General features: G+C 65.4%; 19 protein-coding genes. 8 read left to right on the top strand and 11 right to left on the bottom strand.

All coding sequences use genetic code 11. The features are described from left to right. Window positions 1–58: 58 nt before the first annotated feature. Both GTH22_RS05345 and mfd read left to right on the top strand, forming a co-directional pair. Complete coding sequence (locus tag GTH22_RS05345) at window positions 59–574, top strand: component of SufBCD complex (protein WP_252947580.1); 516 nt, start codon at window positions 59–61, stop codon at window positions 572–574. A gap of 108 nt (window positions 575–682) precedes the next feature. Then, window positions 683–4,126 (top strand): transcription-repair coupling factor, encoded by a 3,444-nt coding sequence (gene mfd / locus GTH22_RS05340; protein WP_252943731.1) that lies wholly within the window; start codon window positions 683–685, stop codon window positions 4,124–4,126. On the opposite strand, the gene GTH22_RS05335 is transcribed toward mfd, so the two are convergent. The 3 genes from GTH22_RS05335 to GTH22_RS05325 form a co-directional block, all read right to left on the bottom strand. After that, window positions 4,123–5,370 carry a multidrug effflux MFS transporter gene (locus tag GTH22_RS05335; protein WP_252943730.1) on the bottom strand — a complete coding sequence of 416 codons (1,248 nt, stop codon included), beginning with the start codon at window positions 5,368–5,370 and terminating at the stop codon, window positions 4,123–4,125. The genes mfd and GTH22_RS05335 overlap by 4 nt on opposite strands. Beyond that, on the bottom strand, window positions 5,367–6,011 hold the full coding sequence (locus GTH22_RS05330; RefSeq protein WP_252943729.1) for a DsbA family oxidoreductase: 645 nt from the start codon (window positions 6,009–6,011) through the stop codon (window positions 5,367–5,369). Before GTH22_RS05330 ends, GTH22_RS05335 begins: the two co-directional genes overlap by 4 nt. A gap of 63 nt (window positions 6,012–6,074) precedes the next feature. Then, the gene (locus GTH22_RS05325; RefSeq protein ID WP_252943727.1) at window positions 6,075–7,535 is read right to left on the bottom strand and encodes a class I adenylate-forming enzyme family protein; all 1,461 of its coding nucleotides are present in this window, start codon (window positions 7,533–7,535) and stop codon (window positions 6,075–6,077) included. Window positions 7,536–7,603: 68 nt separating this feature from the next. On the opposite strand from GTH22_RS05325, the gene GTH22_RS05320 reads away from it, so the two are divergent. Continuing rightward, complete coding sequence (locus GTH22_RS05320) at window positions 7,604–8,224, top strand: helix-turn-helix domain-containing protein (RefSeq protein WP_252943726.1); 621 nt, start codon at window positions 7,604–7,606, stop codon at window positions 8,222–8,224. A 26-nt stretch (window positions 8,225–8,250) separates the two neighbouring features. On the opposite strand, the gene GTH22_RS05315 is transcribed toward GTH22_RS05320, so the two are convergent. From GTH22_RS05315 to GTH22_RS05305, 3 genes are all read right to left on the bottom strand, one after another. Beyond that, a complete protein-coding gene (locus GTH22_RS05315) occupies window positions 8,251–8,517 on the bottom strand; it encodes a hypothetical protein (RefSeq protein ID WP_252943725.1) in 267 nt (88 codons plus the stop codon). A gap of 102 nt (window positions 8,518–8,619) precedes the next feature. After that, a complete protein-coding gene (locus tag GTH22_RS05310; protein WP_252943724.1) occupies window positions 8,620–9,564 on the bottom strand; it encodes an alpha/beta fold hydrolase in 945 nt (314 codons plus the stop codon). Beyond that, window positions 9,561–11,342 carry an extracellular solute-binding protein gene (locus GTH22_RS05305; protein ID WP_252943723.1) on the bottom strand — a complete coding sequence of 594 codons (1,782 nt, stop codon included), beginning with the start codon at window positions 11,340–11,342 and terminating at the stop codon, window positions 9,561–9,563. The genes GTH22_RS05310 and GTH22_RS05305 overlap by 4 nt, the downstream gene beginning before the upstream one ends. Before the next feature lie 263 nt (window positions 11,343–11,605). On the opposite strand from GTH22_RS05305, the gene GTH22_RS05300 reads away from it, so the two are divergent. From GTH22_RS05300 to GTH22_RS05290, 3 genes are all read left to right on the top strand, one after another. After that, entirely contained in the window at window positions 11,606–11,992 is a 387-nt protein-coding gene (locus GTH22_RS05300) for an ester cyclase (RefSeq protein WP_252943722.1), read from the top strand. 109 nt (window positions 11,993–12,101) lie between these two features. Next, window positions 12,102–12,875 (top strand): 3-hydroxybutyrate dehydrogenase, encoded by a 774-nt coding sequence (locus GTH22_RS05295; protein ID WP_252943721.1) that lies wholly within the window; start codon window positions 12,102–12,104, stop codon window positions 12,873–12,875. Between the two features lie 4 nt (window positions 12,876–12,879). Further along, window positions 12,880–13,977, top strand: a complete 1,098-nt coding sequence (locus tag GTH22_RS05290; RefSeq protein WP_252943720.1) for a patatin-like phospholipase family protein — start codon at window positions 12,880–12,882, stop codon at window positions 13,975–13,977. An 83-nt stretch (window positions 13,978–14,060) separates the two neighbouring features. Here the strand turns inward: GTH22_RS05290 and GTH22_RS05285 are convergent, their stop codons facing one another. The 4 genes from GTH22_RS05285 to GTH22_RS05270 all read right to left on the bottom strand — a co-directional run bounded on the left by GTH22_RS05285 (window position 14,061) and on the right by GTH22_RS05270 (window position 17,098). Further along, window positions 14,061–14,291 (bottom strand): hypothetical protein, encoded by a 231-nt coding sequence (locus GTH22_RS05285; protein ID WP_252943719.1) that lies wholly within the window; start codon window positions 14,289–14,291, stop codon window positions 14,061–14,063. Between the two features lie 140 nt (window positions 14,292–14,431). Further along, window positions 14,432–15,211, bottom strand: coding sequence for a DUF502 domain-containing protein (locus GTH22_RS05280; protein WP_252943718.1), 780 nt, complete (start codon window positions 15,209–15,211; stop codon window positions 14,432–14,434). A 76-nt stretch (window positions 15,212–15,287) separates the two neighbouring features. After that, the gene (locus GTH22_RS05275) at window positions 15,288–16,205 is read right to left on the bottom strand and encodes a pseudouridine-5'-phosphate glycosidase (RefSeq protein ID WP_252947579.1); all 918 of its coding nucleotides are present in this window, start codon (window positions 16,203–16,205) and stop codon (window positions 15,288–15,290) included. Between the two features lie 2 nt (window positions 16,206–16,207). Then, window positions 16,208–17,098 (bottom strand): PfkB family carbohydrate kinase, encoded by an 891-nt coding sequence (locus GTH22_RS05270; RefSeq protein WP_252943717.1) that lies wholly within the window; start codon window positions 17,096–17,098, stop codon window positions 16,208–16,210. 188 nt (window positions 17,099–17,286) lie between these two features. Here GTH22_RS05270 and rpsB point away from each other — a divergent pair, with 188 nt between their 5' ends. Together rpsB and tsf are read left to right on the top strand one after the other, a co-directional pair. Continuing rightward, on the top strand, window positions 17,287–18,141 hold the full coding sequence (gene rpsB / locus GTH22_RS05265) for a 30S ribosomal protein S2 (protein ID WP_252943716.1): 855 nt from the start codon (window positions 17,287–17,289) through the stop codon (window positions 18,139–18,141). 118 nt (window positions 18,142–18,259) lie between these two features. Beyond that, complete coding sequence (tsf, locus tag GTH22_RS05260; protein WP_252943715.1) at window positions 18,260–19,141, top strand: translation elongation factor Ts; 882 nt, start codon at window positions 18,260–18,262, stop codon at window positions 19,139–19,141. 401 nt (window positions 19,142–19,542) lie between these two features. Here tsf and GTH22_RS05255 read toward each other — a convergent pair whose 3' ends face one another. Then, window positions 19,543–20,298, bottom strand: coding sequence for a LuxR family transcriptional regulator (locus tag GTH22_RS05255; RefSeq protein ID WP_252943714.1), 756 nt, complete (start codon window positions 20,296–20,298; stop codon window positions 19,543–19,545). Window positions 20,299–20,361: the final 63 nt, after the last annotated feature.

The following is a 20,361-nucleotide window of genomic DNA, read 5'->3' as shown; positions in this document are numbered from 1 at the left end:
CTAGATTGCGCCAACTTCGACAACAGGCCGATAGCGGCCGGAGGGGCAGACACAGGTGCTGGACTGGTACGAGACCGTCTTCGAGCTGATCGACATGCGATCCTTCTCGAACCTGTGGTACTGGATTGCCCTCGCGGTGATGTGGTCGACCTCCTCGCACTTCGTGCTCGGCGTTCCTTGGGACCTGGTGCAACGCGCCAAGCGCAACGGCGGCGATGCCGAGGCCGACCTGCACGACATGGTGCGCGTCAACGTCAACCGCATCCTCTACATCGCGGACCAGGCCGGGCTCTGGCTGATCGGCATCATCTTCTTCACTCTGTCGTCGCTGGCGATCATCGGCTTCTGGTATGGCTCCGAATTCAGCCAGGCGGTGTTCCTGCTGGCCGCGCCGATGAGCCTTGTCCTCGGGCTCGGGGTGCGCTGCGCCCGGGGCATCCGCGCCGCCGACGGTGACGGTCTCTACGACCGGATGCACCGCCAGCGCTTCATCACCCAGGTCATCGGGATGCTGTCGATCTTCGTCACCGCGATGTGGGGCATGTTCCAGAACCTCTCGATCGGGGCGATCTGAGGCAGGCGGAGCACCGTGGGGGGCCAGCCCCCCACACCCCCCGGAGATATTTGACCCAAGATGAAGAGCAGTTGACACCGGCCCACAGCGGGGTAGGTCAGCCTTCTGATGGCTGACACGACGCGCATAACACTGGGCGGCGCGCCCGAGGGATTCGACGCGCTATTGATCGCCCGCGAGCTGGAACGTGGTGCGCCGGTGGTGCATTGCGCCCGCGACGACAAGCGCCTGGCCGAGATGCGGGCGGCCCTGGCCTTCTTCGCGCCCAACGTGCCGGTGATCGAATTTCCCGGCTGGGACTGCCTGCCCTACGACCGGGTCTCGCCCAATGCCGACATCTCGGCCCGCCGCATGGCCACGCTCTCGGCGCTGGCGGGCGGCATGTCGGGCAAGTTCGTGCTGCTGACCACGTTGAATGCGGCCACCCAGCGGGTGCCCGCGCGCGATCTGGTGGCGCAATCGAGCTTCGTGGCCACAGTGGGCGAGCGGGTGGACGAGGAAGCGCTGCGCGGCTTTCTGGTGCGCATGGGCTTCAGCCAGGCGCCCACGGTGCTGGAGCCGGGCGACTTTGCCATCCGCGGCGGTATCATCGACATCTACCCGCCCGGCGACGGCGGGCCGGTGCGGCTGGACCTGTTCGGCGATGTGCTCGACGGCGCCCGCCGGTTCGACCCGGCCACCCAGCGCACCACCGAAAAGCTCACCCGGATCGAGCTTTCGCCCGCCTCCGAGGTTGTGCTCGACGAGGCCTCGATCACCCGGTTCCGGCAGAACTACCGGATAGAGTTCGGCGCCGCCGGCTCGGATGATCCGCTCTACGAAGCGGTCTCGGCGGGTCGCAAGCACGCCGGCTTCGAGCATTGGCTGCCGCTCTTCCATGACCACCTCGACACCCTGTTCGATTACCTTCCCGATTCCGCAGTCGTGCTGGACGACCAGTTCACCCCGGCCCAGCTGGCCCGGTGGGAAAGCATCGTCGACAGCTATGACAATCGGCGCGAGGCGGCATCCTCGAAGGCGCGGGTGGGCGGAAGCTACAAGGCGGCGGCCCCCGGGGCGCTCTACCTCGACGAAAGCGCCTGGAACAGGGCGATGCAGGGGCGCCGGGTGATCCAGCTTTCGCCACTCCCGCAGGGGTCCGGGCCCGGTGTGCTGGATGCAGGCGGGCGGATCGGGCGCAACTTCTCGCCCGAGCGTCAGCAGGAAACCGTCAGCCTTTTCGGGGCCTTGAAGGACCATGTTGAAGCGCAGCGCCGGTTGGGCCAAGTGGTAGTCGCCTCCTATTCCGAAGGCGCGCGCGAGCGGCTCTCGGGGCTGATGTCCGACGAGGGGCTGGAGGGCGCAACCCCGATCACCGACTGGCGCGATGTGCCGGAGGGCAAGGGCGGCGTCTACCTTGCGATCTTGCCGCTCGAACACGGCTTCACCGAACCCGGCCTCACCGTGATCTCCGAGCAGGACGTGCTGGGCGACCGGCTGATCCGCGCGCCCAAGCGCAAACGTCGGGCCGACAACTTCCTGACCGAAGCCCAAAGCCTGAGCCCCCGCGATCTGGTGGTGCACGTCGATCATGGCGTGGGGCGCTACATGGGGCTGGAGGTGGTCAACGCCATCGGGGCCGATCACGAGATGATCCACCTCGAATATGCCGATGCCGCCCGCCTCTACCTGCCGGTCGAAAACATCGAGCTGCTCTCGCGCTACGGCCACGAGGAGGGCCTGCTCGACAAGCTGGGCGGCGGCGCATGGCAGGCCAAGAAGGCCCGCCTCAAGGAACGCATCCGCATCGCCGCCGACAAGCTCATGCGCACCGCCGCCGAGCGCCTGCTGCGCAAGGCCCCCGTGCTCGAGCCGGTGCCCCACGCCTGGGAAGAGTTCTCGGCCCGCTTCCCCTATACCGAGACCGACGACCAGCTTAAGGCCATTGCAGAGGTGCTTGAAGACCTCGAAGCCGGCCGCCCGATGGACAGGCTGATCTGCGGCGATGTCGGTTTCGGCAAGACCGAAGTGGCCATGCGGGCCGCTTTCGTGGCCGCCATGCAGGGCAAGCAGGTCGCCGTGATCGCCCCCACCACGCTGCTCGCCCGCCAGCACGCCAAGGGCTTTGCCGAGCGCTTCCGGGGCTTCCCGCTGAAGGTGCGCCAGCTGTCGCGCTTCGTGCCCCCCGCGCAGGCCAGCGACACCCGCAAGGGGCTGGCCGATGGCACCGTGGATATCGTCATCGGCACCCATGCCGTGCTGGCCAAGACCATCCGCTTCAAGGATCTCGGCCTGCTGATCATCGACGAAGAGCAGCACTTTGGCGTCGGCCACAAGGAGCGCCTGAAGGAGATGCGCTCGGATATCCACGTGCTGACGCTCACCGCCACGCCGATCCCGCGCACACTTCAACTTTCGCTCACAGGTGTCCGGGATCTCTCGATAATCGGCACCCCGCCGGTGGATCGCCTGGCCATCCGCACCTATGTTTCGGAGTTCGACCCGGTCACGGTGCGCGAAGCCCTGCTGCGCGAACATTATCGCGGCGGACAGAGCTTTTATGTGGTGCCGCGCCTCTCCGACCTGCCCGAGATCGAGACCTTCCTCAAGGAGCAGGTGCCCGAGGTCAGCTATGTGGTCGCCCATGGCCAGATGGCGGCGGGCGAGCTGGATGACAAGATGAACGCCTTCTACGATGGCAAATACGGCATCCTGCTGGCCACAACCATCGTTGAAAGCGGGCTCGACATCCCGACCGCCAACACCATGATCGTGCACCGCGCCGACATGTTCGGCCTCGCCCAGCTCTACCAGATCCGGGGCCGGGTGGGCCGCGCGAAGACCCGCGCCTACGCATATCTCACCACGCGCCCGCGCATCCCGCTCACCACCACGGCCGAGAAGCGCCTGCGTGTGCTCGGCTCGCTCGACAGCCTCGGCGCGGGCTTCACGCTGGCGTCGCAGGATCTCGACATTCGCGGTGCCGGCAACCTCGTGGGCGAGGAGCAGTCGGGCCATGTGAAAGAGGTGGGTTACGAACTGTACCAATCCATGCTCGAGGACGCGATTGCCAAGATCAAATCGGGCGAGGCCGAGGGGCTGCTGGACGACGACGGGCAATGGGCGCCCCAGATCAACCTCGGCGTTCCTGTCCTGATTCCAGAACCTTACGTGCCTGATCTTGATGTGCGCCTCGGGCTCTACCGGCGCCTCTCGTCGCTCGCCACCAAGGTCGAGCTGGAGGGCTTCGCCGCCGAGCTGATCGACCGTTTCGGCCCGCTGCCCAAAGAGGTGAACACCCTCATGCTGATCGTGCGGATCAAGGCGATGTGCAAGCGCGCCGGGATCGCCAAGCTCGATGGCGGGCCCAAGGGCGGCACGGTGCAGTTTCACAATGACAGGTTCGCCAACCCCGCCGGTCTGGTCGAGTTCATCCAGGCCCAGAACGGCATGGCGAAGATCCGCGACAACAAGCTGGTGGTGCGCCGCGACTGGGCGAAGAACTCCGACAAGATCAAAGGCGCCTTCGCGATCGCCCGCGACCTTGCCGAGAAGATCAAGAAAGCCGGTTAAGCCGCTGTTTCGGCGTCATCTTCCGGCTTCCGTTCACCCATCATGAGCATCAGGGCTAGCGAGATGAGCCCGCAGATCAGACAGCCGATGATGATCGGCGTCACACTGCCATGAAGCATCAGCCCGATCGGCACAGCCACCACAACCGATGTCGCCGTGGAGAGCGCTCCGATAACCGATGAGGCCGTACCCGCCAGCCGCCCCATCGGCTCCAGCGCCAGCGCGTTGAGGTTCCCCATCGTTAGGCCCATCTGGTAGAAGATCGAGATCACCCAGACCACGTAGAGCGCAAAATGCGCGGTGTCGCCCATGGGCACGAAGAGGGTCAGCACCACCACCAACGCCGAAAAGGCGCTGACAACGATCAGCGTGCGCAGCACCATGCCACGCATCCCGACCCGCATCACGAAACGCGCGTTGACGAGCGAGGAGGTGCCCGCACAGAGCGCGATCAGGGCGAACCACACGGCAAAGCTGTCGGCTTTGTCGAAGACCGTCTCGAAGATCGGCTGGGTGGTCGAGATGATGGTGATGAGTTGGGCAAAAATGAAGACCTGCACCGCCACCGTGTAGCGCACCGTGCGGTTGGAAAGCACGGTTTTCACGCCGGCCGCTATCGTGCCGACCCGGAAGGGCACGCGGCGTTCGCGGGGCAGGGTCTCGGGCTGGCGTATGGCCAGCCAGAGGGTCGAGGCGCTGATGAAGACCACGAAGGCGAGGAAGATCGAGCGCCATCCGCCGAGCGCGATGATCTCCTGTCCGATCAGCGGCGCGAAGGCCGGAAACAGCGAAAACACGAGGAAGATGAAGGAGGTGAGCCGTGCCATCTCGCGGCCCGAATAGAGGTCTCGCACAATGGCCAGGCCCACGATCCGGGGGCCGGCCGCACCGAGGCCCTGAATGACACGCGCCGCAAGAACCATTTCGAGCGAGGGGGCCATCCAGGCCAGGAGCGCGCCGCCAATGTAGAGCACCGCGAAAAGCAGCACCGTGTTCTTGCGACCGAAACTGTCGGAGATCGGCCCTGTGATGAGCGTGCCGAGCCCCATGCCCAGCATGAAGCTGGTCACGATGAGCTGCACCCGGTTCGGGTTGTCGGGCGAAAGCTCGTCGGCGATCTCGGGCAGGGCGGGCAGCATCGCATCGGTCGAAAAGGCGATGGTGGCAAAAAGCATCGCCATCAGGGCCAGAAACTCGGTCTGGCTCAACTTTCGGGCCGCCGGTGCGGCCGTCTGGTTCGTCATTGAGGTCGTCCGATCTGGCTGTTGATCTCGTCGATCAGCTTCAACCAGAGATCGGGCGGCTGACAGCCCGGCACCACGTGCTGATTGGCAATGATGTGGGTCGGCACTCCGGTGATACCGCGCTCGCGGGCATGGGCATCGCGGGCACGAATGTTGTCGGCATCCGCGTCACCGCTCAGGAGCCGCTGGATCACCGCGGCATCACAGCCCGCAGAATCCGCGATATCGGCCAGCACCTCGTGGTCTTCAATGTCGCGGCCCTGCATGAAGTAGGCATCGAAAAGCATTGAAACGACAGGAACTTGCCGCTGCTCCAACCCGGCCCAATGGATCAGCCGGTGGGCATCAAGCGTGTTCGGCGTGCGCTCGATGGCGGCGAAGTTCAGCATCAAACCGGCCTCTTCGGCGGCCTCCGCGATCCGGCCATAGATCTCTGCCGCCTGCTTCTTGCCGCCGAATTTGCCTTCCAGATAGGCCCGCCGGTCCATCCCGCCCTTGGGCATGTCCGGGTTCAGCTGAAACGGGTGGTACTCGATGGTGAACGGATGCTCCCCGGCCTCGCCAAGCGCCCTGTCGAGGAGGGTCTTGCCGATGAAGCACCAGGGGCAGATCGGGTCGGAGAAAATGTCGAGTTGGATCATGGGGTAGATGTGTCACGCAGATGAGGGAGGGGGAAGTGTCTTATGGCCGCAGGAAAGGTGCGTTCATGCAGGGTCCAGGGGCAGATCACGCAAGAGCTTGCGGTTGAGCTTGCCATTGGCATTGGTCGGAAGCTGCGCGATCGGGGTAAAGATGCGGGGGCATTTATAGCGCGCCAATCGGCTGGCCGCGAAGGCTGAAAGGTCTTCAGTGTCAAGTGCTTGCGGCGCGACGTAAAAGCACCTTACAACCGTCGTGCCCGGCTTCACCTCCACCTCCACTGCCGCTGTGGCCGTCAGCTCTGGGTGGGCCGTCATGGCAGCTTCCACCTCCAGCGGAGAGACCCTGTAGCCGCCCGCGTTCATCATATCGTCATTGCGGCCCAGGTAGGTGATCGCGCCGTCCTCGGCTTCGGCCACCGTATCGCCGGTCATGAACCAGTGGCCCTCGTAGCGGCTCGCGGTTTCATCCGGCGCGTCAAGATAGCCCAGCATCAGGCCGGGATCGCTGCGGTGGATGCCAAGCTGCCCGTCGGCCCCCACGCGAAGGCGGCGACCGGGTTGCGGGTAGCCAGTCGCGCCCGGCGGAGCGGGGCGGGCCGGGCAGCCGGAAACATAGGTGGAGCATTCCGACATCCCGAGCGCCTCGTAGACCTCGCAGCCGGTCGCTGCCTTCCATGCTTGGGCCAGCGCATCGGGCAGCTTCTCACCGGCCGAGAGGCCATGGCGCAGCCTGGGGGCGGAAATCGCGCCATGCTGCCTGAGCATCTGCCGGTAAACCCCCGGCGCCGCAGCAAAAATCGTGGCGTCGTGACGTGCCATCAAAAGCGGCAACTGCTCTGGCCGGGTGCCGGAAGCCAGGATCACCGCGGTCGCGCCGCGCGCCCAAGGGTCCATCAGCCCAGTGCCGAGCGTGTAGGTCCAGTTGAAGGCCCCGGCATGCAGCAGCCGGTCGCTTGGTTGAAGGTCATACCAACCCTCCCACATCATCCGCCGCGCCCAGACAGCACGATGGGCGTGCATCACGCCACGGGGGCGGCCGGAGGTGCCGGAGGTGTAGATGATATAGGCCAGCCGCTCGGGGTCGCCCATCTGCGGTGGCTGGTGGCCTTCGGCGCCATGAAGCTCCACCTGCGGCATGACCGGGGCAGGGTGCTCGGGCAGGGTCACGCCATCGCCCGCTATCACCAGCGCCGGTGACAGTTCGGCGGCAATTGCCGTTATCTCGGGGCCGGTCAGCGCGGCCGAGGTCGGAACCGGCACCATGCCGGCCCAGATCGCCCCGAGATAGGCCAGCGGAAACTCCACCGTGTTCCCCAACCGCAAGAGCACCCGGTCCCCCGGCACGAGGCCGCGCGCCGTGAAGGCGGCGGCAATCGCGGCAACCCGCGCTTCCAGCTCGCCATAGCGCCAGCGCTGCGCCTTTGAGGCGCCGGCAATCACGAGTGCGGTCTTGCCCGGTGTCTCCTTCGCCGCCGAAAGCACGTAGGCGGCCATGTTGAAGGGGCTGGGGCAGGGGGCTGACATGGCCTGCTTGCTAGCCCCGCCTTGTGCCGCTTGCAAGAGCCGCCCCTGCGCCCTAGAACCTGCGCTCCATGGGGAATGATCCAAAGAGCCTGATCCGCATTGCGCGGGAAAGCGGCCAGCAGGCCGAGGCGGAACCGCTCGATCTGGGCGAGCGGGTGCGCAGCCTGCGCACCGCGCAGGGCTGGACGCTGGAACAGGCCGCCCGTCAGGCCGGGCTGGCCCGCTCGACGCTCTCCAAGATCGAGAACGGCCAGATGTCCCCCACCTACGATGCGGTGAAAAAGCTCGCCGAAGGGCTGAAGATCTCGCTGCCCCAGCTTTTCACGCCCCCCAGCGACGAGCGGGTGAACGGGCGGATGGCCGTGACCCGGTCCGGCGAGGGCGATCATCAGCTCACCCCTACCTACGAGCACGATCTGCTCGGCTCCGCGCTGACCCAGAAGAAGATGCTGCCCTACCGCGCCCGCATCCGTGCCCGGCAGATGGAAGAGTTTGATGGCTGGGTGCGCCATGACGGCGAAGAGTTTCTCTACGTGCTGACCGGCGTTGTCACGCTCTACACCGAGTTCTATGCGCCGGTGGACCTACGCCGCGGTGACAGCGCCTATTACGATGCCACCATGGGGCACAACGTTGTGTCGGTGAGCGATGAGGATGCAACCATCCTGTGGGTCACATCCCTGTCCTGAAGCTGTGTGAAGGGCCTATGCCGTGCTCAGGCTGCCTCCGCCGCGGCGATCCTGCGCCCGCCGAAGCGTCGCAACATGTCTTCCACGCCTTCATCCGCCTCCCGCAGGGTCAGATCGTGGGTCGCGGCGAGGTAGGCAACAAAGAGCGAGCGGTTTCCACGAAAGCGCTGCAGAGCAACCGCATCGACGTGGGGATAGAGCGTTATGATCTTCGGCAAGGCCTCCGCCCAGTTCTCGAAGAGCTGTTTCCAAGCCATCGAATATCCTCCCAGATCGTCCAAAGCGTAGCCCATTTACCGATTCCCATCAATTCGCGTGGTGGTTGATGAGGCCAGAGCCTAAGAACGCTTGCTTAACGCGCAGTTAACGGACGCAGTGCATCCGCGCTGCGCCCCTCAGCGGATAAACTCGGCGATGGTTTCGGCCAGCCCGGCGGTGATCGGAAGCGACGGGTCTTCGTAGGTGGCATAGGGCTCACCGGCGACATCGTCCTTCAGCATGTGGGTCATCTGCGGAAACATGCGCAGCTCCGCGCCCGGCGCGGCACCCGAGAGCGCCGTGGCGTCCACCGTCGTGATCTGCACGTCCCGCTCGCCCTGGATCACCAGAACGGGGCCGGCGTAGTCGCGGGCCAGGAGCACCGGATCTTTTGCAAAGAGGTTGATCAGAAAGGCCTGGATACTGTCGCGCCACGGCTGGCGCAGAACCAGGCTCAGACTGTCCACATCCACCCGCTCTCCACGCTCCAGTGTCGACAGGATGCGCTCCATCTCCGCCTCGTAGGGCTTGGCCTGAGGCTGGCGGGCAAGCTGCTCGCGCAGGATCACCGAAAGCCGCCGCCCCGGCGCGGCCAGCAGCACCAGCCCGCAAATACCCTCGGCCCCGCCCGACGCCGCCGCGAGCGACACCAGCCCGCCCTCGGAATGCCCCGCCAGCCAGACACATTCGCGCCCGAGCCTCCCGGCCAGCACCCGGGCCCAGCCCGCGGCATCCTCGGCATAGGCCTCCACCGTCACCGCCTCGGGATCGGCGATGGCCGTCTTGCTGCCGAAAAGCCCGCGCTTGTCGATGCGCAGGCTCGCAACGCCTTCCGCCGCCAGTGCCTCGGCCAGCAGCCGGTAGGTCTGCGCCCCGCGCCCGGTGGAAAACCGCCCGTCCCGGTCGATCGGCCCGGAGCCGGGCACGATCACAACCCCGCTCTGCGCGGCCTCCGGCAATAGTAACTCGCCCTGCAGCGGCCCCTCGGGGCCGGGGATCTCGAGGGTTTCGGCAAGAGCCGCTTGCCCTGCGTTCAGGCCGACGGTGAGCGTCAGCGCCGCCAGCAGGGCAGGGCGGATCACTCCTCCTCCCACCACCAGACGTCAGGCAGGAACCCGGCCCAGTCGCCATAGGCGGGGAGGTGGTCGGCGTTGTAATGCATCTCCTTCTTGAAGGCGAGGCGCGCCTCGGGGCTGTACCAGATCGGGATCACGTAGCGCCCCGCCGTCAGCACCCGGTCCAGCCCGTGCACGGCAGCCAGAAACACCTCGCGGTCGTCAGTCTCCAGCATGGCCTTCACCATCGCCTCCGCGGCAGGAGAGTTCATGCCCATCCAGTTGCGGCTGCCCGGCTCGCTCACGCCCTGCGCCCCCCAGTAAAGGATCTGCTCGTTGCCCGGCGACATGCTCAGCGGTCGCGTGTACCAGGTCATCTCGAAATCATAGGCGTCGGTGCGCTCCTTGTATTGCGCCCGGTCGATCGCCTCGATCGTCACCTGCATCCCCAGCCGCTTCAGGCCTTCCACGTAGAGCTCGGCGATGTTTGCGGGCTGCGGAGCGCCGCTCTGCAACAGGATCTCGAAGCCGAAGACCGCCCCCGCCTCGTTGCGCAACACCCCGGCGTCATCCACCGCCCAGCCGGCCTCGTTCAGCAGGTCCAGCGCGGCGCGGATGTTGGCCCGGTTGCGCGCAGAGCCGTCCCCCTCGGGCAGCGTGTAGCCCTCCATGGTGCCGGGGGGCAGATCCTCGGCGAAGGGCGCCAGAAGCTCGGCAACCTTGCCGCTCGCCGGGCCGGGCTCCATCGCCAGCTCGGAGTTGCAGAAGTACGAGCAGATCCGCGGATCGCCGCCGTCGTTGAGCTTGTCGGAGATGAACTCGTAGTTGAAGGCGAGGATCATCGCCTCGCGCACGCGCCAGTCCTCGAACAACGGCAGGCGGGTGTTCATTACCAGCCCGGTAATGCCCGAGGGTCGCTGGTGCGGGATCAACGCCTTGACCACATCGCCCGACTGCACGGCCGGAAAGTCATAGGAGCTGTTCCACTTGGCCACGTTGTTCTCGCGATTGTAGCTGAGTTCCCCGGCACGGAACGCCTCGAAGGCCACGTCGCCATCGCCGAACCACTCGTAGCGCAGAGTCTCGAAGTTGTGCTGCCCGCGGTTGAACGGCAAATCCTTGCCCCACCAGTCGGGGTCGAGCTTGAGCGTCACGGAGCGGCCCGGGTCGATGGTGTCGATCACATAGGGGCCCGAGCCGACCGGAACACGCATCGAGGCCTCGTCGAAAGTGATGCCCTCCCAATCGTCCTTCTTCAGGATCGGGCGCATCCCCATCAGCAGCGCAAGCTCGTTGTCGGCCTCGTTGAAGGTAAAGCGCACCCCGCGCTCCCCAACCTTCTCGACGCTGGCAACCTTGGCCCAGGCGGTGTGGTAACGCGGGTGGCCGAGCGTACCGAGGGTCTCGTAGGACCAGATCACATCGTCCACCGTCACCGGCGAGCCGTCGCTGAACTTCGCTTCCGGCCGCAGGGTGAACTCCACCCACTCGCGGTTCGGCCCGGTCTCGATGGTTTCCGCCAGCAGCCCGTAGAGCGTGAAGGGCTCATCGTAGCTGCGGCCCATCAGGGTCTCGAACCCGAAGATCCGCCACACGTAGGGCGCCCGGCCTTTCAGGATGAAGGGGTGCATCGAGTCGAAGCTGCCGATCTCGCTTTGCACATATTCGCCGCCCTTCGGCGCGTCCGGGTTCACGTAGGGCAGCGAGGTGAAATCGGGCGGAAGCGCCGGCTCACCATACATGGCGATTCCGTGTTTTGGCTCGGCAAAGGCGAATCCCCCGACGGAAACCAGTGCCAGGGTCATGCAAACCCGTGATGCTGCTTGGAAAAAATCATAAGCCATATTGGCAACAATCCCTGTCTGCCCTTGTTTCTTTGACCCGAAACCTAACGGCGGAGTTCAGCCTTTTCAAACTTTTACCTTGGACATACGCGCTGGAACGCGTATAAAGAGGGCACTGCTCGATAGGTTTCTTGCCTGTATGAAACCTGCCTCAATAACTTGCGCCCGCCTTGTGCGGGCGCTTTTTTTTGGCCATATCGGAGGGTCGAAATCGGAGAGGTTCGATGACGCGGAACGAGTGTATCGCCGCCTATCACGAATACATCGACTGCCTCAATCGTCAGGATTGGGCAAAGCTCGGCAATCACGTTCACGAAAGCGCGTGCCACAACGGCCGCCCGCTCGGGCTCACCGGCTACCGCGAGATGCTCGTGGGCGATTTTCGCGCCATCCCCGACCTTCGGTTCAACATCGCCCAGCTTGTCGCGGAGCCGGGCCACATCGCCGCAAGGCTCGCCTTCGATTGCACCCCCGTGGGCGATCTCTTCGGGCTGCCCGTCAACGGGCGGCGGGTGCAGTTCTGCGAGCATGTGTTCTACGCCTTCCGCGAGGGACGCATCCACACCGTCCACTCGCTGATCGACACCCAGGCCATCGCCGCCCTGCTCTGAACCCGACAAACTGACGCAGCCCCGGAACGTCTTTCGACATTGGCCGTTTCTTTTGCAGGTGCAGCATCTATGCTTCGCACCGACAGAATTCCAAACAAGGAGAAGAGAGATGTCTCTCACTGGCAAAACCGCCGTCATCACCGGGTCCAACTCGGGGATCGGGCTGGGAGTCGCGCGTTCGCTGGCCGCCGCTGGCGCCAACGTGGTGCTCAACTCGTTCACCGACCGCAAGGAAGACCACGCGCTGGCCGAAGAGATCGGCAAGGCCCATGGCGTCGAGGCGCGCTACATCAAGGCCGACATGTCCAAGGGCGAGGAGTGCCGCAAGCTGATCGAAGAGGCCGGCGCCTGCGACATCCTCGTGAACAACGCCGGCATCCAGCACGTCGCCCCGATTGACGAGTTCCCGGTGGAGAAATGGGACGCGATCATCGCCATCAACCTCTCCTCCGCCTTCCACACCACGGCTGCGGCCCTGCCGCTGATGCGCAAGGCAGGCTGGGGCCGGGTCATCAACATCGCCTCCGCCCATGGCCTGCGCGCATCGCCCTACAAATCGGCCTATATCTCCGCCAAGCACGGCATCGTCGGCATGACCAAGACGGTCGGGCTGGAAACCGCGAAAGAGCCGATCACCGCCAACGCCATCTGCCCCGGCTACGTGCTCACCCCGCTCGTCGAGGCGCAGATCCCCGACACGGCGAAGGAATACAACATGAAGGAAGACGAGGTGGTCGAGAAGGTCATCCTCGAAAAGCAGCCCTCCAAGGAGTTCGTCACCGTCGAGCAGCTTGGCGGCCTTGCCGTCTTCCTCTGCTCCGATCACGCCTCGCAGATCACCGGCACCACGATTTCCGCCGATGGTGGCTGGACGGCGAGCTGAGCCCATGGCCAAGAAAAAGAAGGTCGCCATCAACCTCGCGCTTCAAGGGGGAGGGGCCCATGGCGCCTTCACCTGGGGCGTGCTCGACAGGCTGCTCGAAACCGGCGAGTTCGAGGTGGCGGCGATCTCCGGCACCTCTGCCGGGGCGGTGAACGGCGCGGCGCTGAAGGCCGGGCTTGTGCGCGGGCTGGCCGACGGAAGCGTCGAGGAGGGCAATCAGGTGGCCCGCGACAACCTCGACTGGCTCTGGGAGCGGATGGGCGCCTTGCCCGACAACGCGCTCACCCACTGGCTCGCCCCCTTCGCGCCCTCCGCCGAGGTGGTGAGCCGGATGCTCGAATATTCCCCCGCCTACCTGATGCAGGAAACGGCCGCGCGCATCGCCTCGCCCTACAGCCTCGGCCCGCTTTACGACAATCCGCTGCGCAAGGTGGTCGAAACCTTCGATTACAACCACGTCTGCCATGAACGCGGCCCGGACTTCTTCGTCTCGGCCACCAACGTGCGCACCGGGCGCATCCGGGTGTTTCGCGGCGACGAGATCACCCCCGAGGTGATCCTCGCCTCCGCCTGCCTGCCCACCGTCTTCCGTGCGGTGGAGGCCAAGGACCCGGTCACGCTGACCGAGGAGTTCTGGTGGGATGGCGGCTACACCGGCAACCCGGCGCTCTTCCCGCTCTACGCGGCGCACCTGCCCGATGACATCATCATCATCAACATCAACCCGCTGGAGCGCGAGGAAATCCCCCAGACCCCGCAAGACATTGCAAACCGCGTCAACGAAATCAGCTTCAACGCCTCGCTGATGAGCGAGTTGCGCGCCATCGCCTTCGTTCATCGGCTGATCGAGAGCGGCACCGTGCCGGAAGGGGCCATGAAGAACGTGCGCGTTCACATGATCTCCGACGACGATCTGATGAACGACTTGTCCGTCGCCACCAAGACCGTGCCCAACCCCTATGTCATGAGCGAGCTGAAAGAGGCCGGTCGCCGGGCGGCAGCGCGGTTTCTGGGGGAACACGCCGGCAAGGTCGGCAAGACCAGCTCCATCGACCTCGCCGCGATCTATGGCGATGGCCTCGGGCGCACCTTCGACAGCTAGGGCGCGGCACCCCTCAGGGGCAAACAACGCGAAAGGGCCGCGACGGATAACTCCGCGCGGCCTCGACCGGTCTGCAAGGTCGTTTATTGTGCGACGGCGATCCCGAAGAGGATCAGCGCCGTGATCGGTACGATGATGTCGTGGCTGCCCGCCGCTGCGGTATCGGCGGCAATCGCGTCACGGCTCACCAGCGGCTCTTGCGAGGTGCCGGCATCGGCTGTCACGGTCGGCTCCATCACCGGCTCATTCATGCCACCGGCAAAGGCCGGGGCGGAGAGGGCAACGGAAAGGAGGCCTGCGTACATGAGTTTCATAGGGATTTTCCCACTTTTTTTGTCTGCTCAAGGCGAACTTAGGCATAATCCTGCGACCTGCAACAAACTGCATCGGCTCACCCACAAGATGTGGCGGTAATGTCGCAATATTGCCGCAATGGGTGGCGGGCGGTGCCCTGTCAGGCCGCGCCCTTCTTCTTTTCCACCTCTGCCACCTTCTCGGCCGCGCCGGGCAGGGTGGCCGCGATCTTGTCGGAGGGGTAGACCAACCCGGCCGAGATCACCAGCTTGGCAGCATCTTCCACCGTCATGTCCAGAATGATCACATCCGAGCGCGGCACGAAGAGCAGGAAGCCCGAGGTCGGGTTGGGCGTGGTCGGCAGGAAGACCGATAGCATCTCCTCGTCGGGCGGCACCTTCTTGGCCACTTCGCCCTTTGCCTTGGTCGAAATGAAGGCAATCGCCCAGATGCCCGGGCGCGGATATTGCACCAGGCAGGCCTTGTCGAAATTGGTCTCGGTCTGCGCAAACACCGTCTCGGCGATCTGCTTCAAGCCGTTGTAGATGGAGCGGACCACCGGCATCCGGTCGACGAGGCTCTCGGCCCACCGCAGAAAGCTGCGGCCCATGAAGCCCTTGGCCAGCCAGCCGACGAAGATGGTGAAGAACAGGAACACCACCACCCCGACACCGCGAATGTTCACCCGGATCGGCTCGCAGCCGTCGCAGTTGAAATAGCGGTTGATGAGGGTTTCGGGGTGATAGGCCCCGGGCACGAAGGGCATCACCACGCCATCGACCCATCCCACTACCGTCCAGATCAGCCAGATGGTCACGGCAACGGGCCCGACGACGACGAGGCCGGTCAGGAACGACGAGCGCAGGCCCGAGAGCCAACCGGGGCGCCGGTAGGGTTTCGGGTCAAGCGGGTTTTCGGGCGGCGGTGGCGTCTTTGCCATCGGGGATTGGGCACTCCTTGGGCGGTTGCATCAGAAGTATGCGCGCGAGAGGGGCGGGACAAGGGAGGTGAGGCGATCAGCCCCGCGAATTCGCACGAATTCCGGCGATTTCGCCTGCGATTTCAGCAGCCAGCCGGGCGTTGTTGCGCACAAGGGCGATATTCGCGGTCAGCGAGCGCCCCTCGGTGGCATGAAAGATCCGGTCGAGCAGAAACGGCGTCACGGCCTTGGCGGCAATGTTCTGCGCCTCCGCCGCCGCCAGCGCCTCTGCGATCACCGGGGCAAGTTCGTCGGCGGAAATCTCGGCCTGCACCGGGATCGGGTTGGCCACGAGCTGCCCGCCATCCAGACCCATCTGGCCGCGCACCACATGAGAAGCGGCCACTTCCCTCGCGCTGTCCGCCCGCAACGGCGAGGGCAGGCCGGATCGGCGCGACCAGAAGGCCGGAAACTGGTCCTGACCCATGGTGATGACCGGAACGCCAAGGGTTTCAAGCACTTCCAGCGTCTTCTTCAGGTCCAGGATCGCCTTCGCCCCGGCCGCAACCACGCTCACCGGCGTCTTGGCCAGCTCCTGGAGGTCCGCCGAAATGTCAAAGCTCAGCTCCGCCCCCCGATGCACCCCGCCGATGCCGCCGGTGGCAAAAACCTCGATCCCCGCCAGCCGAGCGCCGATCATGGTGGCGGCCACGGTGGTGGCCCCGGTGCCGCCGGACGCGACGCAATGGGCAATATCGGCCCGAGAGAGCTTGGCCACGTTCTTCGCCTGGCCCAGAGCCTCGAGCTGCTCTTCCGTCAGCCCGGCACAGACCTCGCCCTCCAGCACCGCGATCGTGGCCGGAACCGCGCCGCCAGCGCGAATGTCATCCTCCACCGCGCGGGCGGTTTCCACGTTCTGCGGGTAGGGCATCCCATGGGTGATGATGGTGCTTTCGAGCGCCACCACGGGGCGACCTTCTGCAATGGCATCAGTGACTTCTTCGGTGATCTTCAACTTCACAGGCGGGTTTCTCCGGAAACATAGGCGGCCGTGACGGCCTGGGCATGAGCAAGCGCCTCGGCCCGGCCGTCACCGGCGGCCTCGGCGGCGATATGAGCGGCCATGAAGGTGTCACCCGCGCCGGTGACGCGTTCCACCATCACCGGCGGCGGGCTGGCCACATGCACGCCCGCCTCCGAGGCATCGCAGGTCGCCGCGCCACCGTCCGTCACCAGCACCCGGCCCGCGCCCCGCGCCACCAGCGCCTTGGCGGCGCTCTCGGCATCGGCAAAGTCCCGTTGGGCCAGCAAACCCGCTTCCTCGCGATTGAGATAAAGCGTGGTGCCCGCATGGCCGAGCAGCGGCAGCAACCGCTCCGCCTTGCCCGGCGAGGCCGGCGCAACCCGCAGGTCGGCGGCGGCAAACAGCGGGCTGGCGGCGATCTCGGCCAGCAATGTCTCGGTCAGGTTGCCATCCAGCGCGATCAGCCCGGGGTAGGGGGCCTGCGCCGACCCCAGCCGCCCGTCGCCCAGCGGCGCCAGAATCCGCGCTCCCGCCGCCTCGAGCGAATGGGCATCGGCCAGCGCCGCCACCAGCCCGCCCGCGCCCTCGATCGCCATGTAGGTATCGGTTGGCAGATCATCGGAGCGATGCACCATGCCGGTGTCCAGCCCCAGCAACTCGCAGCGCGCCACCAGCTCGTCGCCCGGCCCGTCGCGTCCGACCGAACTGAGCAGCACCGGCGAAAGCCCGGCCCGCCGCAGCGCCATCGCGATATTCAGCGCCACGCCGCCGGGAATCCGGCTGATCCGCCCCGGCACATCCGCCCCCAGCCGCATCGAGGCGGGGGTGCGGCCGATCACGTCCCAGAGGACGGAGCCGATGCAGAGGATGGAAGGCGCAGACATGCCCGCGTTGTGGCAATCTGCGTGCATATAGGCAAGGGGCTTGCCAACCCCCGCGAAGCTCTCTATACGCGCGCTCACTTCACAGGCGGGGTTTGGGCCTTGCGGGGAGACATCCCGCACAGGTCCGCCGGTTGGGCACATGCCCTCACAGCCCCGCCGAGGCGCAAACCGGAAAAGGAACATTGGACATGGCGCTCCCTGAATTCTCCATGCGTCAGCTGCTTGAAGCTGGCGTTCACTTCGGCCACCAGACCCAACGATGGAACCCCCGCATGGGCGAGTTCATCTACGGTGACCGCAACGGCATCCACATCCTCGACCTGACGCAGACCGTCCCCATGCTGGACGCCGCGCTCAACGTCGTGCGCGAGACCGTTGCCAAGAACGGCCGCATCCTCTTCGTCGGCACCAAACGTCAGGCACAGCGCCCGATCGCCGAAGCCGCCGAGAAATGCGCGCAGTACTACATGAACCACCGCTGGCTCGGTGGCACGCTGACCAACTGGAAAACCGTTTCCCAGTCGATCCAGCGCCTCAAGGCCATCGACGAAGAGAGCGCCATCGGCTTCTCCGGCCTGACCAAGAAAGAGCGCCTGGGCATGGAGCGCGAGCAGCAGAAGCTTCAGGCTTCGCTCGGCGGCATCCGCGAGATGGGCGGCCTGCCCGACCTGCTCTTCGTCATCGACGTGAACAAGGAAGACCTCGCCATCGCCGAAGCCAAGAAGCTCGGCATCCCGGTCGTGGCCGTGGTCGACACCAACTGCTCGCCCGATGGCATCGACTACATCATCCCCGGCAACGATGACGCCGCCCGCGCCATCGCGCTCTACTGCGACCTCGTGGCCCGCGCCGCGCTCGACGGCATGACCGCCCAGATGGGCGCCGCCGGCGTCGACATCGGTGCGCTCGAAGAAGCCGCCGTGGAAGAGGCCCTTGCCGCCGAAGCCGAGGCCGCCGCTGCTGCAGCGCCCGCCGAAGAAGCCGAAGCGCCCGCCGAGGCCCCGGCCGAAGACGCCGCGGAAAAGACCGCAGCCGAGAGCTGAAACAGATCAGGGCAGGGGGGCCATATGCGCCCCCCGCCCGAACTGTCATCAAACCGACAAACGGGCGGTGCACTACCGCCCGGACCGACTTCAATAAGATCTCCCGAAGGAGCATGACATGGCAATTACCGCTGCACTGGTAAAAGAGCTGCGCGACAAGACCGGCGCTGGCATGATGGACGCCAAGAAGGCGCTGACCGAGGTTGACGGCGACATGGAAGCCGCCATCGACTGGCTGCGCACCAAGGGTCTGGCCAAGGCCGCCAAAAAGTCCGACCGCACCGCCGCCGAGGGCCTCGTGGCCGTCGAGGTCGAGGGCGGCAAGGGCGTCGCCGTCGAGGTGAACTCCGAAACCGACTTCGTGGGCAAGAACGCCGAATTCCAGTCCATGGTCGCCGGCATCGCCAAGGCTGCCCTCACCGTTTCCGACATCGAGGCCCTGAAGGGCGCCGACATGGGCGGCAAGACCGTGGCCGACACGCTGACTGACAAGATCGCCACCATCGGCGAAAACATGTCGCTGCGCCGCATGGCCTCCGTCGAGGGTGCCTCCGTGGTCAGCTACGTGCACAACGCCGCTGCGCCCGGCATGGGCAAGATCGGCGTGCTCGTCGCGCTTTCCGGCGAGAACGACGAGTTCGGCCGCCAGGTCGCCATGCACGTCGCCGCCGCCGACCCGCGCCCGGCCGCTCTGAACGAAGCCGAGCTCGACCCGGCCATCGTCGACAAGGAGCGCACCGTGCAGATGGACATCGCCCGTGAAAGCGGCAAGCCCGAGCAGGTCATCGAGAAGATGATCGAAGGCCGGATGAAGAAGTTCCTCGCCGAGATCACGCTGCTCAACCAGGCTTTCGTCATCAACCCCGATCTGACCGTGGCCGAGGCCGCCAAGGAAGCCGGTGTCGAGATCACCGGGTTCGTTCGCCTCGAAGTGGGTGAAGGCATCGAGAAGAAGGAAGAAGACTTCGCCGCAGAGGTTGCCAAGGCAGCCCAGGGCTAAGCGTCCCGAGACCAAACAGGAAAGGCCGTCGATCCCACAGGGTTCGGCGGCCTTTTTCTTTGCCCGAAGGCCTGTGGTACGGCCCTGGGAAGGACCGCACCACAGAAAACGAACGAAGTGCACTGCGTCATATTGGGGATGAGGACAGGCAAGCCCCCGTTCGAAGTGCCGGCCCGGCGGGCGAAAATACGCCACCAGGCCGACGATCCGGTTTCCCGGAGCGGCTCGGGCTCCCCAGTATCGTGAGGCCGCCTCTGCCGCGAGTTCCTTGGCTAATGCCACCACTCACGGAACGACTTCAAAATGCCAAGTACCGTTAGGGAAGGGAAGCGGGGGCAGGGCGGGTCGCCGTTTTATTCACGGTAGTTTCACGCCCATGCCCAAAGCCGTGAAGACCGCGCTCAAGCCCCGGCTTCAACGAGATAAATCTGGTTCAGCATGCTCGCTTTCAGCACCGCCTGCGCCGTGGTTTCCACCCCAAGCGCCTCACGGGCCAGCCGCAGGTGCTTTTCCACCGTCGAGGGCGTGAGCCCCATGATGAGCGCGATATCCGCCGTGGTCTTGCCATCGCCAACCCATTCCAGCGCCTCGCGCTGGCGCGGGGTCAGCGGGCGTCGATCAATCAGTTGCGGCAGGTTGGCAATCTTTAAATGGGCAACGTTGTTCAACGCCCAGATCTCCCGGCCATCCCGGGCCCAGATCTCGTCCACCTCGTCCTGACCAACGCCCGGTTGCGGCACAAGGCTGATCCCGGCACGGCTGCGCAGGTTCGACATCGGAAAGCTCAGCGTGATACCGGCGCGCAGCTCATAGGACTCGTTGAGCCTCTGCACCCGCTGCTCATCGGCGTCCATCAGCCCGGCCGCGGCCCGGTCGGCCACCCAGCGCCACGAACTGGCCCCGGCATGCTGGATGCCCCAGCGCACCATCGGCGCGTGATAGTAGAGCCCGGTGTCGAGGAAGGCCGCCATGTAGTTCGGATCGAGCGTCGACAGAATGGTGATGTCGGCACGATCGCCCAGGTTCAGGCCCGAGCGGTGGGTGGTGTAGCCGTAGAACAGACGCGGAAATCCGTAATGCGCCATCGTCTCCTTGAGACAGGCCCACAGCTCATCGACATCGCGACAAGCGACAATCTTTTCAACGGCATTCAACATCAGCGCACAAACCGCAGCACGGGCCAGCATCCCGTGCAAACGTCCCTCGTTATCCCCAGTGCT

It is taken from the genome of Oceanicola sp. 502str15, assembly GCF_024105635.1.
In the GTDB taxonomy this organism is placed as follows: domain Bacteria; phylum Pseudomonadota; class Alphaproteobacteria; order Rhodobacterales; family Rhodobacteraceae; genus Vannielia.
This window is presented reverse-complemented; position numbering and strand designations above follow the sequence as displayed.

Bases quoted from the DNA above. Each gene is read 5' to 3' on its own strand.
- GTH22_RS05270 (WP_252943717.1), bottom strand. From the start codon at position 17,098: ATGTCTGCGCCTTCCATCCTCTGCATCGGCTCCGTCCTCTGGGACGTG.
- GTH22_RS05305 (WP_252943723.1), bottom strand. From the start codon at position 11,342: ATGACCCTGGCACTGGTTTCCGTCGGGGGATTCGCCTTTGCCGAGCCA.
- mfd (WP_252943731.1), top strand. From the start codon at position 683: ATGGCTGACACGACGCGCATAACACTGGGCGGCGCGCCCGAGGGATTC.
- GTH22_RS05330 (WP_252943729.1), bottom strand. From the start codon at position 6,011: ATGATCCAACTCGACATTTTCTCCGACCCGATCTGCCCCTGGTGCTTC.
- GTH22_RS05315 (WP_252943725.1), bottom strand. From the start codon at position 8,517: ATGGGCTACGCTTTGGACGATCTGGGAGGATATTCGATGGCTTGGAAA.
- GTH22_RS05285 (WP_252943719.1), bottom strand. From the start codon at position 14,291: ATGAAACTCATGTACGCAGGCCTCCTTTCCGTTGCCCTCTCCGCCCCG.
- GTH22_RS05280 (WP_252943718.1), bottom strand. From the start codon at position 15,211: ATGGCAAAGACGCCACCGCCGCCCGAAAACCCGCTTGACCCGAAACCC.
- GTH22_RS05295 (WP_252943721.1), top strand. From the start codon at position 12,102: ATGTCTCTCACTGGCAAAACCGCCGTCATCACCGGGTCCAACTCGGGG.
- GTH22_RS05325 (WP_252943727.1), bottom strand. From the start codon at position 7,535: ATGTCAGCCCCCTGCCCCAGCCCCTTCAACATGGCCGCCTACGTGCTT.
- GTH22_RS05335 (WP_252943730.1), bottom strand. From the start codon at position 5,370: ATGACGAACCAGACGGCCGCACCGGCGGCCCGAAAGTTGAGCCAGACC.
- rpsB (WP_252943716.1), top strand. From the start codon at position 17,287: ATGGCGCTCCCTGAATTCTCCATGCGTCAGCTGCTTGAAGCTGGCGTT.
- GTH22_RS05300 (WP_252943722.1), top strand. From the start codon at position 11,606: ATGACGCGGAACGAGTGTATCGCCGCCTATCACGAATACATCGACTGC.
- GTH22_RS05290 (WP_252943720.1), top strand. From the start codon at position 12,880: ATGGCCAAGAAAAAGAAGGTCGCCATCAACCTCGCGCTTCAAGGGGGA.
- GTH22_RS05320 (WP_252943726.1), top strand. From the start codon at position 7,604: ATGGGGAATGATCCAAAGAGCCTGATCCGCATTGCGCGGGAAAGCGGC.
- tsf (WP_252943715.1), top strand. From the start codon at position 18,260: ATGGCAATTACCGCTGCACTGGTAAAAGAGCTGCGCGACAAGACCGGC.
- GTH22_RS05255 (WP_252943714.1), bottom strand. From the start codon at position 20,298: ATGTTGAATGCCGTTGAAAAGATTGTCGCTTGTCGCGATGTCGATGAG.